General features: G+C 65.4%; 11 protein-coding genes. 7 read left to right on the plus strand and 4 right to left on the minus strand.

Translation table 11 applies throughout. The annotated features are described in order from the left end of the window. The first annotated feature begins 130 nt into the window (after positions 1-130). Both J2R78_RS29930 and J2R78_RS29935 read left to right on the plus strand, forming a co-directional pair. Complete coding sequence (locus J2R78_RS29930; protein WP_168855018.1) at positions 131-1,159, plus strand: NAD(P)/FAD-dependent oxidoreductase; 1,029 nt, start codon at positions 131-133, stop codon at positions 1,157-1,159. Between the two features lie 127 nt (positions 1,160-1,286). Next, positions 1,287-1,853, plus strand: coding sequence for a DUF2147 domain-containing protein (locus J2R78_RS29935; RefSeq protein ID WP_375167071.1), 567 nt, complete (start codon positions 1,287-1,289; stop codon positions 1,851-1,853). Between the two features lie 166 nt (positions 1,854-2,019). On the opposite strand, the gene J2R78_RS29940 is transcribed toward J2R78_RS29935, so the two are convergent. Together J2R78_RS29940 and J2R78_RS29945 are read right to left on the minus strand one after the other, a co-directional pair. Further along, the gene (locus J2R78_RS29940; RefSeq protein WP_375167072.1) at positions 2,020-3,987 is read right to left on the minus strand and encodes a hypothetical protein; all 1,968 of its coding nucleotides are present in this window, start codon (positions 3,985-3,987) and stop codon (positions 2,020-2,022) included. Between the two features lie 104 nt (positions 3,988-4,091). Beyond that, entirely contained in the window at positions 4,092-5,168 is a 1,077-nt protein-coding gene (locus J2R78_RS29945; protein WP_028337716.1) for a YbhN family protein, read from the minus strand. A 617-nt stretch (positions 5,169-5,785) separates the two neighbouring features. On the opposite strand from J2R78_RS29945, the gene J2R78_RS29950 reads away from it, so the two are divergent. Then, complete coding sequence (locus tag J2R78_RS29950) at positions 5,786-7,174, plus strand: MFS transporter (RefSeq protein WP_253609952.1); 1,389 nt, start codon at positions 5,786-5,788, stop codon at positions 7,172-7,174. Between the two features lie 147 nt (positions 7,175-7,321). Continuing rightward, positions 7,322-9,724, plus strand: a complete 2,403-nt coding sequence (locus J2R78_RS29955; protein WP_076825716.1) for an EAL domain-containing protein — start codon at positions 7,322-7,324, stop codon at positions 9,722-9,724. 79 nt (positions 9,725-9,803) lie between these two features. Here the strand turns inward: J2R78_RS29955 and J2R78_RS29960 are convergent, their stop codons facing one another. Further along, positions 9,804-10,238: a hypothetical protein gene (locus J2R78_RS29960; protein ID WP_016840859.1), complete on the minus strand. Its 435-nt coding sequence runs from the start codon at positions 10,236-10,238 to the stop codon at positions 9,804-9,806. A 44-nt stretch (positions 10,239-10,282) separates the two neighbouring features. Here J2R78_RS29960 and J2R78_RS29965 point away from each other — a divergent pair, with 44 nt between their 5' ends. Next, the gene (locus J2R78_RS29965; RefSeq protein ID WP_375167073.1) at positions 10,283-10,930 is read left to right on the plus strand and encodes a hypothetical protein; all 648 of its coding nucleotides are present in this window, start codon (positions 10,283-10,285) and stop codon (positions 10,928-10,930) included. 89 nt (positions 10,931-11,019) lie between these two features. Then, positions 11,020-11,376, plus strand: a complete 357-nt coding sequence (locus J2R78_RS29970; protein WP_156436156.1) for a hypothetical protein — start codon at positions 11,020-11,022, stop codon at positions 11,374-11,376. A 90-nt stretch (positions 11,377-11,466) separates the two neighbouring features. Here the strand turns inward: J2R78_RS29970 and J2R78_RS29975 are convergent, their stop codons facing one another. Then, positions 11,467-12,810, minus strand: coding sequence for a PLP-dependent aminotransferase family protein (locus J2R78_RS29975; RefSeq protein WP_229159674.1), 1,344 nt, complete (start codon positions 12,808-12,810; stop codon positions 11,467-11,469). 180 nt (positions 12,811-12,990) lie between these two features. Between J2R78_RS29975 and J2R78_RS29980 the strand changes: the two genes are divergently transcribed. Next, positions 12,991-13,227 (plus strand): DUF1127 domain-containing protein, encoded by a 237-nt coding sequence (locus tag J2R78_RS29980; protein ID WP_253607849.1) that lies wholly within the window; start codon positions 12,991-12,993, stop codon positions 13,225-13,227. Positions 13,228-13,504 lie beyond the last annotated feature (277 nt).

Genomic DNA, 13,504 nt, shown 5'->3' on the forward strand with positions numbered 1-13,504 from the left:
CCGAGTTGCGCAGGCTCGGCAAGGGGTTGCCGCGCCAGCCGCTGTCCCTATTATGCATGTCGCGATCCGGCCCACTTGGCTGGACAGGCGAAAAAGCCGTCCAGTCGATTTCAACTGAAAAGAAGCGGACATGAGCGAAGCGATCAAGACCGATGTGCTGATTATTGGCGCGGGCCCCTGCGGACTGTTCGCCGTGTTCGAACTGGGCCTGCTCGACATGAAGGTGCATTTGGTCGACATCCTCGACAAGATCGGCGGGCAGTGTGCCGAGCTCTATCCCGAGAAGCCGATCTACGACATTCCCGGAATTCCCTTCGTCACCGGTCAGGGCCTCACCGAACAGCTGCTGGAGCAGATCAAGCCGTTCGGCCCGACCTTCCATCTCAACGAGATGGTGGAGAGCATCGAGAAGATCGGCGATCCCCTGTTCCGGGTGAAGACCGATGCCGGCAAGGAGTTCGAGTGCAAGGTCGTCGTGATCTCGGCCGGCGGCGGCTCGTTCCAGCCGAAGCGCCCGCCGGTGCCGGGCATCGAGGCCTATGAAGGCACGTCGGTGTTTTATGCCGTGCGCAAGATGGAGCAATTCCGAGACAAGAACATCCTGATCGTCGGCGGCGGCGACTCCGCGCTCGACTGGACGCTCAATCTGCATCCGATCGCCAAGCGCATCACGCTGCTGCACCGGCGCGACGATTTCCGCGCGGCGCCGCACAGCGTCGAGCAGATGCGTGCGCTCGTTGCCGACGGCAGGATGGATCTGAAGATCGGCCAGGTCACGGGGCTCGAAGGCGCCAACGGCCAGCTCTCGGGCGCGGCGCTCAAGGGCAACGACAATGCGGTCTCGACGATCGCCTGCGATACGATGCTGCCGTTCTTCGGACTCACCATGAAGCTCGGCCCGGTCGCGAACTGGGGCGTGGCGCTGGAGAACAATCTGGTGCCAGTCGACACCGCGGCGTTCGAGACCAACGTGTCAGGCATCTTCGCGATCGGCGACATCAACACCTATCCGGGCAAGCTCAAGCTCATTCTCTCCGGCTTCCACGAGGGTGCGCTGATGGCGCAGAAGGCGCACCGCTACGTGTATCCGGACAAGCGGCTGGTGTTCCAGTACACAACCTCGTCATCGAGTCTGCAGAAGAAGCTCGGGGTGAACTGATTTCACTCGAGCGGAGACCAGTGCCAGGGGCATGGGCCATTTCCTGCGCGGCGCGAGTACTGGAACACTCCGTGAAATGGCCGTAGTCTGCTTGTAGTCGAGTTGGTCGATTGATCAGGTGATGATGATGCGGAACACGCTATCCAGACTTCGGCTGATCTTCGCGATCGCCACGGCCTTTGCGCTAGCTGCTCCGCTTGCGGCCTCGGCGGCCGATCCGTCGGCTGCCGGCCTGTGGCAAAAGATCGAAGACGGCAAGCCCGAGGGCTGGTTCCTGGTGATCGAGCGCAATGGCCTGTTCGAAGGCATGATCGCAAAGATGTTCTCATCGCCCGGCGATCCGCCCAATCCGGTCTGCTCGAAATGCACCGACGATCGCAAGGACATGCCGTGGCTCGGCATTCCCCTCATCCGCGACATGAAGCGCAACGGGCTCGCCTATGAAGGCGGCAACGTGCTCGATCCGCGCAACGGCAAGGTCTACAAGGCCAAGATGACGTTGAGCGCCGATGGTCAGACGCTGACGATGCGCGGCTTTCTCGGCATCTCGCTGTTCGGCAAGGATGAGGTCTGGACCCGGCTGCCTGACACCGCGGTGGCCCAGCTCGATCCCGCGATCGTCGCCAAATATCTGCCGGCGCAAGCCGCGGTGGCGAAGCCGGCGGCGCCGGTGCCCGCGACGAAGCGGCACTAAGGCGCGATGAGATTAGGTTGAATCGTCATCGCGCTTTAGTTCTTTGTTTGAGCATGATCTTTTCGGAAAACCGCTTCGCACTTTTCCGGATCATGCTTTAGCACTTCTCTCTAACGCTCCGATCTGCGCACGCTCACGCTCCGCTCTTGCGTGGCAACGTGAGCGTTCAGCGCTGTCCCGTCGGTGCAATCGGCATCGGCAGTGGCGCGACCGGCTCGGTAATCACCTCGGGCACCGCGGTGTTCAGCTGCAGCACGGTGGCGGCCGCGGGGACCGCGGCATCGGCCATCGCGGCATGGCCTTCGGCGCTCGGATGCACCGCGCCGCCATACACCGCCGACAGGATGCCCCATGTCGCGTCGTGGATGTCGCTTGGCTGCATCGAGGACGGCAGGCCCTGCGGGTAGGTCATCGCCGTGAAGTAGCTGTCATTGGCGTCGCGGATCCAGCGCGCGCGCGGCAGATAGGCGCGGTATTCGCCGGCGCTGCGGCCGCATTTCAGCGGCTGGTTGGCCGCGGCGACGATGTCCGAGACGAAGCTGTCGCCGTTGGCGGCGAAGCAGTCGCGGTCGAATTCCGGATCGGTCGAGGCGCGTGCGCAGAAGCCATGGCTCGCAAACGCGTCCTGATGCGCATCGACGAAGGTCATGCGATCGGCCTGCGGATTGCGGCAGATGATGCCGGACTGGCACTGCGCGATCGCCTTGAGCTGCGGCAGGAACTCGTTCTGCACGAAGCTCGAGACCGACGCGAGGCGGTTGGGATCTGCGTTGAACGAGGGATGGATCTCGAAGCCGGCGCGGCCGCCGGGGCAGGGCGCGCCGCCATTGGCCAGCGCCGGATTGGCATAGGCCGTGTAGATCACGTGCGAGAGATCGCCTCCGACCAGCGGCTTCAGCGCGTCGCGCAGCTTGGCAAAATCGGCCGGCAGGTCGCGCGCCAGCGCCGAACGGGCATCGTCGACGCTGGCCATCGAGCCGCCGCGGCTGAACAGCGTGCGCTCGGTCGGCGTGTCGACGATCACGTTGGCGACGAGGCCGGAGAAGTAGATGTCGTTGGCGCCGATCGACAGCAGCACGAGGTCGAGGGTGCGGTCGGGCTGACGGCGCTTGGCGGCGGCGAGTGCCGTGCGCAGCTCCGCGATCTGGCCGTTGACGGTGCCCGAGCAGGTGTTGGCTGTCTTCGTCGGCAGGCATTCCCGCGCCTGCTGCGAGCCGAGCAGGCCGTCGGCGATGGTGGCCCCGGTGCAGGCCAGCGGCAGATAGGTCACCGCGATGTGCGGATATTGCACGGCGAGCGCGAGCGCCGTGCGGGTCTGGTAGCTGTACAGCGACCGGTGACACGCCGAGTTGAGCCACAGCGCGCTCTGGCGCTGCCAGTTGGTCAGGGTATCCGGTGCTTCGCAGGCGCGGCCGCCTTTGTAGCCGGCGCGGCTCGGCCGGTAATATTGCGCTCCGCCGAGATAGGAGCGGAAGCAGAACCCCTCGTCGGAGAGCGCAATCGCGCGGTCGGGATTGCCCTCGCCGGATGCGATGCTGTCGCCGAGGCCCGCGATCAGCAAGTCGCGCACCTCGATCGGCGTCGTTACGCGCTGGTTGGCGTCCGAGCCGCTTGCGACGTCGACGGTCGCGACCGTGGTGCGGCCGTAGCGGACGCGCAGGTTGATCGGCTCGGCGCAATCGAATGTCGAGGATTGCGGCCCATCGCCGTCGTCGAACGACCAGGCGCAGGTCGCGCCGACCGGAACCGGCCCGGTGAGCCGTACGACGATCGGATGATCGATCGGCGTCAGATAGCTTTCCTTGACGTTGTCGCGCGTGCAGGGCTCGCTGACGCGGCCCTGCAGGTCGATGCAGAGCCGGTTCACGGTGTTGCGCGCCCAGCCGCGGCCGTCGCTTTGCAGTTCCAGCGTCTGTTCCGAGGCCAGCACGCTGCGGCCAAGCCCGCTTTCGACATGCAGGCGGAAGTCGCGTTCCTCTCGGAACAGGCGGAAGCGGTTGCGGACCTCCCAGGAAATCTGCAGCTGGTTGTCCTGCGCCTCCGCGGCCGATGCGAAGACCGCGGCCAGCGCGCTGCCGAGCAGCACGCTGCAGACCGTCACCCGTAACGAAAATCGAACCAAAAAGCCAATCATGGCGCGGTTTGACGCGAGCGGTACGGCGAAAATAAGAGAAGCGGCCGCGAGGATCGAAAATCCGGGGTCGAGGGGCCCGCACAGGGGGCCGATAACGTTGTCCGTTACCGTTTCAGCTGCCTGACCCGCTGCTGCCGGCTTTCGATCGGTTGCCGCACGGTCGCCGAAGCCGTGCAGGCTTGGCTTAGTCGTTTCCGCTCTTGCCAGGGCTGCACCACGTTGAGCCAGAGCTCGCGCATGCCCATGATCGAGATCGAAATCCCGAACGGGATCAGGAAGTAGAGGATGCGGAACACGACCAGCGTCGCCAGCAATTGTTCCTTGCTGAACTCCGGCAGCGCCACCAGCATCGCGGCGTCGAACACGCCGATCGAGCCGGGGGCGTGGCTGGCGAAGCCGAGCAGCGTCGCCAGGATGAACACGACCGCCAGCGAGACGAAGTCGATATGCGGCTCGGTCGGCATCAGCAGGTACATTGCGAGCGCGCAGAAACCGAGATCGACCACTCCGATCAGGATCTGCAACAGCGTCAGCTTGGCCGAGGGCAGCACCACCTTCCAGCCGTTCTGGCCGAGCTCGCGGCGCTTCTCGCCGGTCAGGAGCCAGACGAAATAGGCGCCGATGCCGGCAAGACAGCCGAGCGCGATCAGCCGGTTCATCGCCGGCGGCAGCAGGTCCATCGCCGACGCCGCCGCCGGGTGCCAGGCCATGCCGAAGCCGAGCACGAACAAATTGCCGAGCCAGAAGGTCAGGCCCGACAGAAAGCAGATCTTGGCGACGTCGATCGCGGAGAGGCCATAATCGGAATAGATCCGGAAGCGGATCGCGCCGCCGGTGAAAACCGTGGCGCCGATATTGTGGCCGATCGTGTAGCTCGTGAAGCTCGACAGCGCTGCGATGCGGTAGGGGACATGGATCTTGCCGATCGTGCGCAGCGCGAAGAAGTCGTAGAAGGTCAGCGTGCAGAACGCCCCGACCACGCAGAGCGCCGCCAGCGCGATCCGGTGCGGCGCGATGTTGGTGAGCGCGGTGAGAATGATGCCGGTATCGACGCCCTTCAGAGTGTGAACAAGCGACGTGATCGCGAACGCGATGATCAACACACTCGCGGCGATCCCGAGCCGTTTCCAGCCGATCTTTTCCTTGAAACCACGCCCGAGCGTGGTCAGCAGCCGAAGCATTCATCCTCCCGGCGGGGCGGCAAATTTCAGTGGGACCCGATCACGGACGGCGACGGGTGACGGGCAAACGCACCGTACGCGATGACCCATAAGGCAAAACCGATGCGTTGTGCAGCCCTTGACAAGCCAACCTTCGGCCCTCGTCCAGCGTCATTGTCATATTGGCTACATATGTTCTCGCTCTGCGGAATGTGAGTCGCAGGACCGCGATGGGGCCACTGCATGTACCGCCGTTTCAGGCGGTTTCGCCGGCTTTTTTGCCGATTTTGCGGCCGTCCCGGCGTCGATGCGGGTTAGCTGGCGCGAGGCGAATGGACGATATGCGTCAGCATGGGGACGGCTGAGCCGGCTGTGACGTTTACCAAAGTGTGAAGTCGACGCGCGCATGCGCATGATGCGCCCTGCGCTCGGGCCGGTGAGCCGCGCGAGGGCGGTCCGTAGGTCTATTGAGGCAAAACGCCGCGCAAGCGGGCCGCCGTCGGACAGATCGGCCGGGTACGAGATTTCACACTTCGATCCGTGGCGAAGTGTTGCGGCGAAACGAAGGCCTATCTCTCGCATTGGTTGCCGAGAGCAAGGACAAGACCATGCAACAGACATCCCTGAACGTCCGGCACATGCCGGACCGCCGCGCAACGTTGCATCAGCAAACGAGCGGGCTCGCGGCGACGTTGACGCTCGCCGCGATGAGTCTCGGCTATGGCGTCGTGCAGCTCGACGTCACCATCGTCAACACGGCGCTCAACGCGATCGGCGCCTCGCTCGGCGGCGGCGTTGCCGAACTGCAATGGGTGGTCAGCGCCTACACGATTGCCTTTGCGGCCTTCATCCTGACCGCGGGCGCGCTCGGCGACCGGATCGGCGCCAAGCGCATCTTCATGGCCGGGTTTGCGATCCTCACCGCGGCATCGGTTGCCTGCGCGGTCGCGCCTGATGCGGCGACGCTGATCGCCGCGCGCTGCGTGCAGGGGCTGGCCGCGGCCATCCTGGTGCCGAACTCGCTGGCGCTGCTCCGCCATGCCTATGAAGACGAGAAGGCGCGGGGACGGGCGGTCGGTGTCTGGGCCGCGGGCGCGAGCCTTGCGCTGACCGCCGGCCCGTTCGTCGGCGGCGGACTGATCGCGCTGGTCGGCTGGCGCGCGATCTTTCTGGTCAACCTGCCGATCGGCCTCGCCGGCTTGTGGCTCGCCTGGCGCTTTGCCAGCGAAACCACGCGTCATCAGCAACACCGGCTCGATCTGCCGGGGCAGGTCGCGGCGATCGCCGCGCTCGGCACGTTGGCCGGCGCGCTGATCGAAGGCGGCGCGCTCGGCTGGGGCAACCCGTTCGTGATCGCGGGCTTCGCTCTCGCCGCCGTCTTCTCCGTGCTGTTCGTCTGGCGTGAGGCGCGCGCGCCGCAGCCGATGCTGCCGCTCTCGCTGTTCCGCCACCGGATGTTTGCCCTGACCTCGCTGGTCGGCCTCCTGGTCAATGTCGCGTTCTACGGCCTGATCTTCGTGCTCAGCCTCTACTTCCAGCAGGTCAACGGGCTGTCGGCGTTCGCCACTGGCCTCGCGTTCGTGCCGATGCTCGGCGCCGTGCTGCCCGCCAACCTGATCGCACCGCATGTCGCGGAGCGGATCGGCGCGCCGGCGACAATCGCGCTCGGCGCCGCTCTCTCCGCCACCGGATGTCTTGCGATGCTGTTCATCGGCCCCGGCACCAGCTACCTCGCGATCTGCCTGCAATTGCTGGCCATGAGCGGCGGCCTCGGCCTGCTGGTGCCGCCCCTGACATCGGCGCTGCTCGGCAGTGCCGGGCCGCAGCATGCCGGCATCGCGGCCGGGGTGTTGAACGCGACCCGGCAGACCGGCAGCGTGCTCGGTGTCGCGCTGTTCGGCTCGATGGTCAGCCGGTCCGCGGCCTTCATCACCGGCCTGCATGCGGCCCTCGTCATCTCCGCCGGCGTGTTGCTGGCGGCCGCTGCGCTGATCTGGATCGGCGCATGGTCAGAGGCTCGGCGCTGAGACGAACCGCAGCGAGGCATCTCCGCGTTGCCCTGACCCGATCGCCTGCATTCAAGGCTTCTTCACCATGCGTGGAACCTTGCTGCGGTGCGGTTACCGTTCCTACACGAATGCGTCTGTTCTTATAGGTCCATAAAGGGGGCCTATATGTATCGCGTTCTGACCTGTCTCACTTTGGAACATGACTGGCGGTTGGTCGTCCTCGGCGGGGTGATCTGCCTGCTCGCCAGCGCCGTCGCGATCAGCCTGTTTCACCGTGCCCGCGCTGCGCAGGGGCGGGCCCGCGAGATCTGGATCGGCCTCGATGCGGCGGTCGGCGGTTGCGGTATCTGGGCCACCCATTTCGTTGCCATGCTGGCGTACGATCCCGGCATCGAGGCCGGGTACAACATTCCCATCACGCTGCTGTCGCTGGTGCTCGCGGTTGCGATCCTGGCGGTCGGATTGGCCGTCGCCACGCTCGATGGACGCTGGCAGACGGTTGCGGCCGGTGGCGCGATCGTCGGCGCCGGTGTCGCGGCGATGCATTACACCGGCATGCTCGGGCTGGAGCTGCCCGCGCGCATCGTCTGGTCGCCCGGCATCGTCGCCTCGTCGATCGCGTTCGGAAGCCTGTTCGGCGCGCTCGCGCTCGTCGTTGCCACCCGTGGCGAACGTTTCGGCACCACCGCCGCCGCGACCGGTCTTCTGACCGTCGCGATCGTCTCGCATCATTTCACCGCGATGGGCGCGGTGACGCTCGTCCCGGATCCGACCATCGTTTCCGGCGGACTTACGGTCTCGCCGCGCGTGCTCTCGTTCATGACCGCCGTTGCGGCCTTCGCGATCCTCGGCCTCTCGCTGATCGCCTCGATCCTCGACCGTCGCGCCAAGACCGAACTTCACAAGCAGAAGGTGGTGCTCGATACCGCGCTCGAGAACATGTCGCAGGGGCTGTGCATGTTCGATGCCGACGGCCGCATCATGCTGTTCAACGAGCGCTACAGCGAGATGATGGGGCGCAGTCGCATACCGCTGCAGGGACGCCTGCTGATCGATGTCCTGCAGGACCTCCATTCCATCGGCGAGTGGGACGGCGATCCCGAGGAGTTCTGCAATGCTCTCGTCGCCGAGGCAAAGGCCGGCCACAGCGCGACGCGGATCGTCAGCCGCAACGAGCGCGCGATCCGTGTCGTCGACCAGCCGATGAAGGGCGGCGGCTGGGTTGCGACCTTCGAGGACATCACCGAATGGCAGCAGGCCCAGGAACAGATTTCACACATGGCGCGGCATGACGCGCTGACCAATTTGCCGAACCGGACGCTGTTCCGCGAGCAGCTCGAGAAGGCCTCGAGACTGGCCAAGCGCTCCGACCAACTGGCCGTGCTCTGTCTCGATCTCGATCATTTCAAGGAAATCAACGACACGCTCGGACATCCGATCGGCGACGCGCTGCTCCGCGAAGTGGCGCGCCGGCTGGGCGAATGCGTCACCGAGCACGACACCGTGGCGCGGCTTGGCGGCGACGAATTCGCCATCGTGCAGTTCTGCAGCAATTGCGAGCCGTCCGTCGTGTCGTCGCTGGCAAGTCTCGTGGTCGAGCGGATCGCCGCGCCCTACGAGATCGGCGGCCATCAGCTCGTGATCGGCGTCAGCATCGGCATCTCGCTCGCGCCCGAGGACGGCAAGGATCCCGACGAATTGCTGCAAAAGGCCGATCTCGCGCTGTACCGCGCCAAGGCCGACGGCCGCGGCACCTATCGCTTCTTCGAGACCGGGATGGATGCGCGTGCGCAGGCGCGCCGCCTGCTGGAGCGCGACCTGCGGCTTGCGCTCGAGCATGACGAGTTCGAGGTCTACTACCAGCCGATCCGCGATGTCGCGGGCGATCGGATCGTCGCCTTCGAGGCGCTGGCGCGCTGGAACCATTCGCTGCGTGGCCTGATCGCGCCGAACAATTTCATTCCTGTCGCCGAGGAAACCGGGCTGATCGTTCCGCTTGGCGAGATCGTGTTGCGCAAGGCCTGCGCGGATGCCGCGGGCTGGCCCGAGGCCGTCGCGGTTGCCGTCAACCTCTCGCCGGTGCAGTTCAAGAACCCGAACCTGGTGTCGTCGGTGAAGGCGGCGCTGCAAGCATCGGGCCTGTCGGCGGATCGGCTTGAGCTCGAGATCACCGAATCGGTGCTGCTGCAGAACAGCGAGGCGACGCTCGCGGTGCTGCATGAGCTGCGCGGCTTCGGCGTCCGCATCTCGCTGGACGATTTCGGCACCGGCTATTCCTCGCTGAGCTATCTGCGCAGCTTCCCGTTCGACAAGATCAAGATCGACCGGTCCTTCGTCACCGACCTTGCGACACGCGAGGACTCGATGGCGATCGTGCGCGCGGTCACCGGCCTCGGCAAGAGCCTCGGCATCGTCACGACAGCCGAAGGGGTCGAGACCGATACCCAGTTCGACCTGCTGCGTCGGGAGGGCTGCACGCAAGCGCAGGGCTATCTGTTCAGCCCGCCGCGACCGGCAGCCGACGTCGCCAAGATGTTGCGCAGGGTGCCGGAACGATCGGTCGCCTGAGTTGGAAGGCCGGGGAGCTGGATTCTGGTTTGGACGCGTTTTCTTCACGCGAACCGCGTCCACTTCGCTCGAAAACGCTCTAGCTCTTGCGCAGGGCAAAATAGGCGCCGCAGAACGCCATCACCGCGCCGAGGCACAGGGCGGCAAGGCCGGCGAGCACGGCGGAAATGGTCGAGACCGTGCTTGGCGCCGACGCGGCCTGGCCGGCGCCGGCCAGCATAAGCACGCCGACGACGATCAGGAAGTTACGCATCCGCTGCGGGATCTGGCCGGCCACCGCGCTGTGCATCAGATTGGCGGTGAAGTAGCCGCCCGAAAATCCGACGGTCGCGATCAGCCACCACGCAATCGCGGCGCCCGCCGGCATGAACTCGTGGCTGTCGGAGCGCCACAGGCCGCCGAGATCGAGCCCATAACGCGCGCCGAGCATGTGTACGGCAAGCGCCAGCAGCACGCCGGATATCATCGCGCCGCCGAGGATGAGGTAGCGCGGAAAATAGGTCGTCTCGGGCATGGCTCGCTTGTAGGATAGCCGTGACGTCCCGCGCAAGCGCTTGGATGGATTTGGACGGGTGGAACGGCGGCTTGCCAACAACGTTGCAGGATCGATCGGAGGCAGGCGAGGGCTCGCCGCTGCGCTATGCCTACAAGGCCTCATTGATCGGCTCGGCGCACCAGTTCGAGCTGACCGAGGACGGGCTGTCGTGGCGGATCGCCGGCCGGTCGGGCGTGTGGGACTATGCCGACATCTCCGCGGTGAAATTGTCCTATCGCCCGGTCTCGATGCAGCAGCAGCGGTTTCGCGCCGACATCGACAACGCCAAGGGCGGGCGGATCGCGATCCTCTCGACCACCTGGCAGACCGCGACGCTGGTGGCGCCGCAGGGCCATCTCTACCGCGACTTCATCGTCGAGCTGCATCGCCGGATGCAGGCGGCGGGCAGCAACGCCAGGCTGGTCGGAGGCCTCGGACCGAAGACGTACACCGCCGCGCTGGCGCTGCTGGCCTACCTTGCGGTGGCAATGATCGGATTGCTGCTGACGGCGCTGCTGACCTCGAACTGGATGGGGGCGCTGTTCCTGGTCGGCTTTGCGGCGCTGTTCACCTGGCAGGTCGGCGGTTTCGTCACGCGCAACCGGCCGCGGCGCTACAGCTTCGATCAATTGCCCGATGCGCTGCTGCCGAAGGCGGTTCGCAATCGGTGAGGCAGCGGTTCGCGCGGCCGGACTGTAAGCGGGTTGTAAGCAACGCGCTGTAAACTCGGCGACGGATTTGCTTTTGGCTGGAGCGTCAGATGACAATCCGGACCCCATTTTTGGCTCTGTGCCTTGTGCTCCTGAGCATCCCGCCGGCTCTTTCCAAGGGCAGCGTGGGCAACAAACATGATCCGCTTGATCACAATCACGTCGACAATCTGCCGCCCGACGTGCGGCGATACGTTGCCGGAATTTGCAAGGGAACGCCGGTCGCGCAGCACGACTTTGCGACCTACTCGCCGCAAGAAAAGCGCTGGCGGATAAACCTCGAATATCTGCAGTGCGGCGTGATCGGGGAGTATCGCAAAGGCAACCAGTGCATGGATGTGGACTTCGTAGCCGAGGGCGCGCATTTTCGTCTCGTGAGAAAGACGTATGCGGCCTGTGGCTTTTGATGCCCTGGCGCTCACTGGAAATGGGCCGCTGCGAGTGCCACTCCTATCCAATTCTGGACTGCGGCGCTGCTTCGGAGTGAACGTGCGATGTCACTCCGTCGAGTCAAAATCCTCTTCGGTCGCGCTCAGCATTCCCGCCAGTGTCCGCAGGCCGAGGTCGAGTTGCTCCATCGGCGGTGCGGCCAGTGCGAGCCGCACCGCATTGGGCGCGTGCCCCGGCGTGGCGGCAAAGGTCGTCGACGGCGTCAGCGCGATGTCGCGGCGCGCCGCGGCCGCGACCAGTGTCTGCGAGCGCCAATGCGGCGGCAAGGTCAGCCAGAGATGATACGACTTCGGATTGGTCTGGATTTCGAAATCGGCCAGATGCTTGGCCGCCAGAAGCTGGCGGCGGCCGGCATCGATCCGTTTCAGCCGTGACAATTCGGCGGCGGTGCCGTCGGCCATCAGCCGCTGCCCCGCGGCGAAGGCGTAGCCCGACGCGGTCCAGCCGCCCGAGCGCACCGCGGCCATGATGCTCTCGCGCAGCCGCGGCGGCGACACGATGAAGCCGAGCGCGAGGCCCGGCGCGACCTTCTTCGACAGGCTGTCGAGCACGATGCAGCTGTCGGGCGCGAGCGCGGCGAGCGGCGCCTCATCGTCGAGGAATCCGTAGACGCCGTCCTCGATGACGATGAGGCCGAGCTTCTCCACCACGCGCAACAGCTCGGCGCGGCGCTCGGCCGGCATGGTGATGCTGAGCGGGTTCTGGATCGTGGGCTGGACGTAGATCGCGGACAGGTGCGCCTCGCGATGCGCCTTCTGCACCGCATCCGGTCGCACGCCGTGCTCGTCCATCGCGAGCGGCACCAGCGAGATGCCGAGCCGCGCCGCGATGCCCTTGACGAACGGGTAGGTCAGCGCCTCGACGCCGCAGCGTCCGCCGGGCGGCACCACGGCGGCGAGCGCGGCGGCGATGCATTGCCGGCCATTGGCGGTGAACACGATCTGGTCGGGATTTGGCGTCCAGCTTTTGCGCGCCAGAAATTCCGAGGAGATGGTGCGTGCCGCCCGCGTGCCAAAGCTGGTCGCCGGCCGCAGCGCGCCCTCGAGCACCTCGGGCCGCTCCAGTCCTTCGAGGCTCTTGGCGATCATCGTCGCCTGGTGCGGCAGCAGCGGATAGTTGAACTCGAGGTCGATGCGGGCGCCGCGCGGCTCGGTCGGGGCCGTGATGCCGCGGCGTGCCTCGCCGGACACGAAAGTGCCGCGGCCGACTTCACCGACTACCAACCCGCGCCGCAACAGTTCGGTGTAGACCCGGCTCGCCGTCGAGACGGCGATGTTGCGGTCATAGGCGAAATGACGCTGCGGCGGCAGCCGGTCGCCCGCCTTCAGCGCGCCGCTGGCGATCTCGGCGGCCACCGCATCCGCCAGCTTCAGATATTCGAACCTCGACATTATTGCACCGAGAGCAATGTTTTACTTGCTCCGAGCAATGTACCGGATCATTTAAGAGGGAACAAGCCCATGATTGCACCGAGGAGCGCGCAAGCAATCCGAGGTCCTGACGGCGCAGGCGCTAAAACAGCATCTGTGTCAACGGCATAGCTTTGCCCATGGGCAGCGAAGGAGATGACAATGTCAGCGATATCCTCAGCCGCCGCAGCGCCCGCGCGGTCCAACATGTTGGGCGGATTGCTCCGATTGCTCCGAGTGTGGGGCGATGCACTCGCGACCTATTGGGTGCGCCGCGAGGCGATCAAGACGCTGCGCCAGCTCGATGACCGGGCGTTGCGCGATATCGGACTCTCGCGCTGCCAGATCGAGACCGCCGTCACCGGCGACTTCGACCTGGAGCTGGTGCGGATCCGTTAAGATGCCGGTGCTGCGCTAATGCATGATCCGGAAAAGTGCGAAGCGGTTTTCCCTCGCGACAAACGCGGGACGCGTTTGCGCGGAGATCATGCTCAAACAAAGAGTTAAAGCGCGATGACGATTCAACCCAATCACGTCGCGCTTTAGGGCCGGGCGCCGACTGCCGGTTGCAGAATTCACCGAAACTACACCAAAGAAGCGGAAGAGCCCCATCTCGTCACCGCCGTCGCTCCAAGGTTGTGACGCTCTATGCTAGCCTGTTAGCTGCGTACGCTAG

Source organism: Bradyrhizobium sp. USDA 4538, assembly GCF_024171045.1.
Classification (GTDB): Bacteria; Pseudomonadota; Alphaproteobacteria; order Rhizobiales; family Xanthobacteraceae; genus Bradyrhizobium; species Bradyrhizobium australafricanum.

Coding starts and splice junctions, on each gene's coding strand:
- J2R78_RS29930 (WP_168855018.1), top strand. CDS start 131: ATGAGCGAAGCGATCAAGACCGATGTGCTGATTATTGGCGCGGGCCCC.
- J2R78_RS29935 (WP_375167071.1), top strand. CDS start 1,287: ATGCGGAACACGCTATCCAGACTTCGGCTGATCTTCGCGATCGCCACG.
- J2R78_RS29940 (WP_375167072.1), bottom strand. CDS start 3,987: ATGATTGGCTTTTTGGTTCGATTTTCGTTACGGGTGACGGTCTGCAGC.
- J2R78_RS29945 (WP_028337716.1), bottom strand. CDS start 5,168: ATGCTTCGGCTGCTGACCACGCTCGGGCGTGGTTTCAAGGAAAAGATC.
- J2R78_RS29950 (WP_253609952.1), top strand. CDS start 5,786: ATGCCGGACCGCCGCGCAACGTTGCATCAGCAAACGAGCGGGCTCGCG.
- J2R78_RS29955 (WP_076825716.1), top strand. CDS start 7,322: ATGTATCGCGTTCTGACCTGTCTCACTTTGGAACATGACTGGCGGTTG.
- J2R78_RS29960 (WP_016840859.1), bottom strand. CDS start 10,238: ATGCCCGAGACGACCTATTTTCCGCGCTACCTCATCCTCGGCGGCGCG.
- J2R78_RS29965 (WP_375167073.1), top strand. CDS start 10,283: ATGGATTTGGACGGGTGGAACGGCGGCTTGCCAACAACGTTGCAGGAT.
- J2R78_RS29970 (WP_156436156.1), top strand. CDS start 11,020: ATGACAATCCGGACCCCATTTTTGGCTCTGTGCCTTGTGCTCCTGAGC.
- J2R78_RS29975 (WP_229159674.1), bottom strand. CDS start 12,810: ATGTCGAGGTTCGAATATCTGAAGCTGGCGGATGCGGTGGCCGCCGAG.
- J2R78_RS29980 (WP_253607849.1), top strand. CDS start 12,991: ATGTCAGCGATATCCTCAGCCGCCGCAGCGCCCGCGCGGTCCAACATG.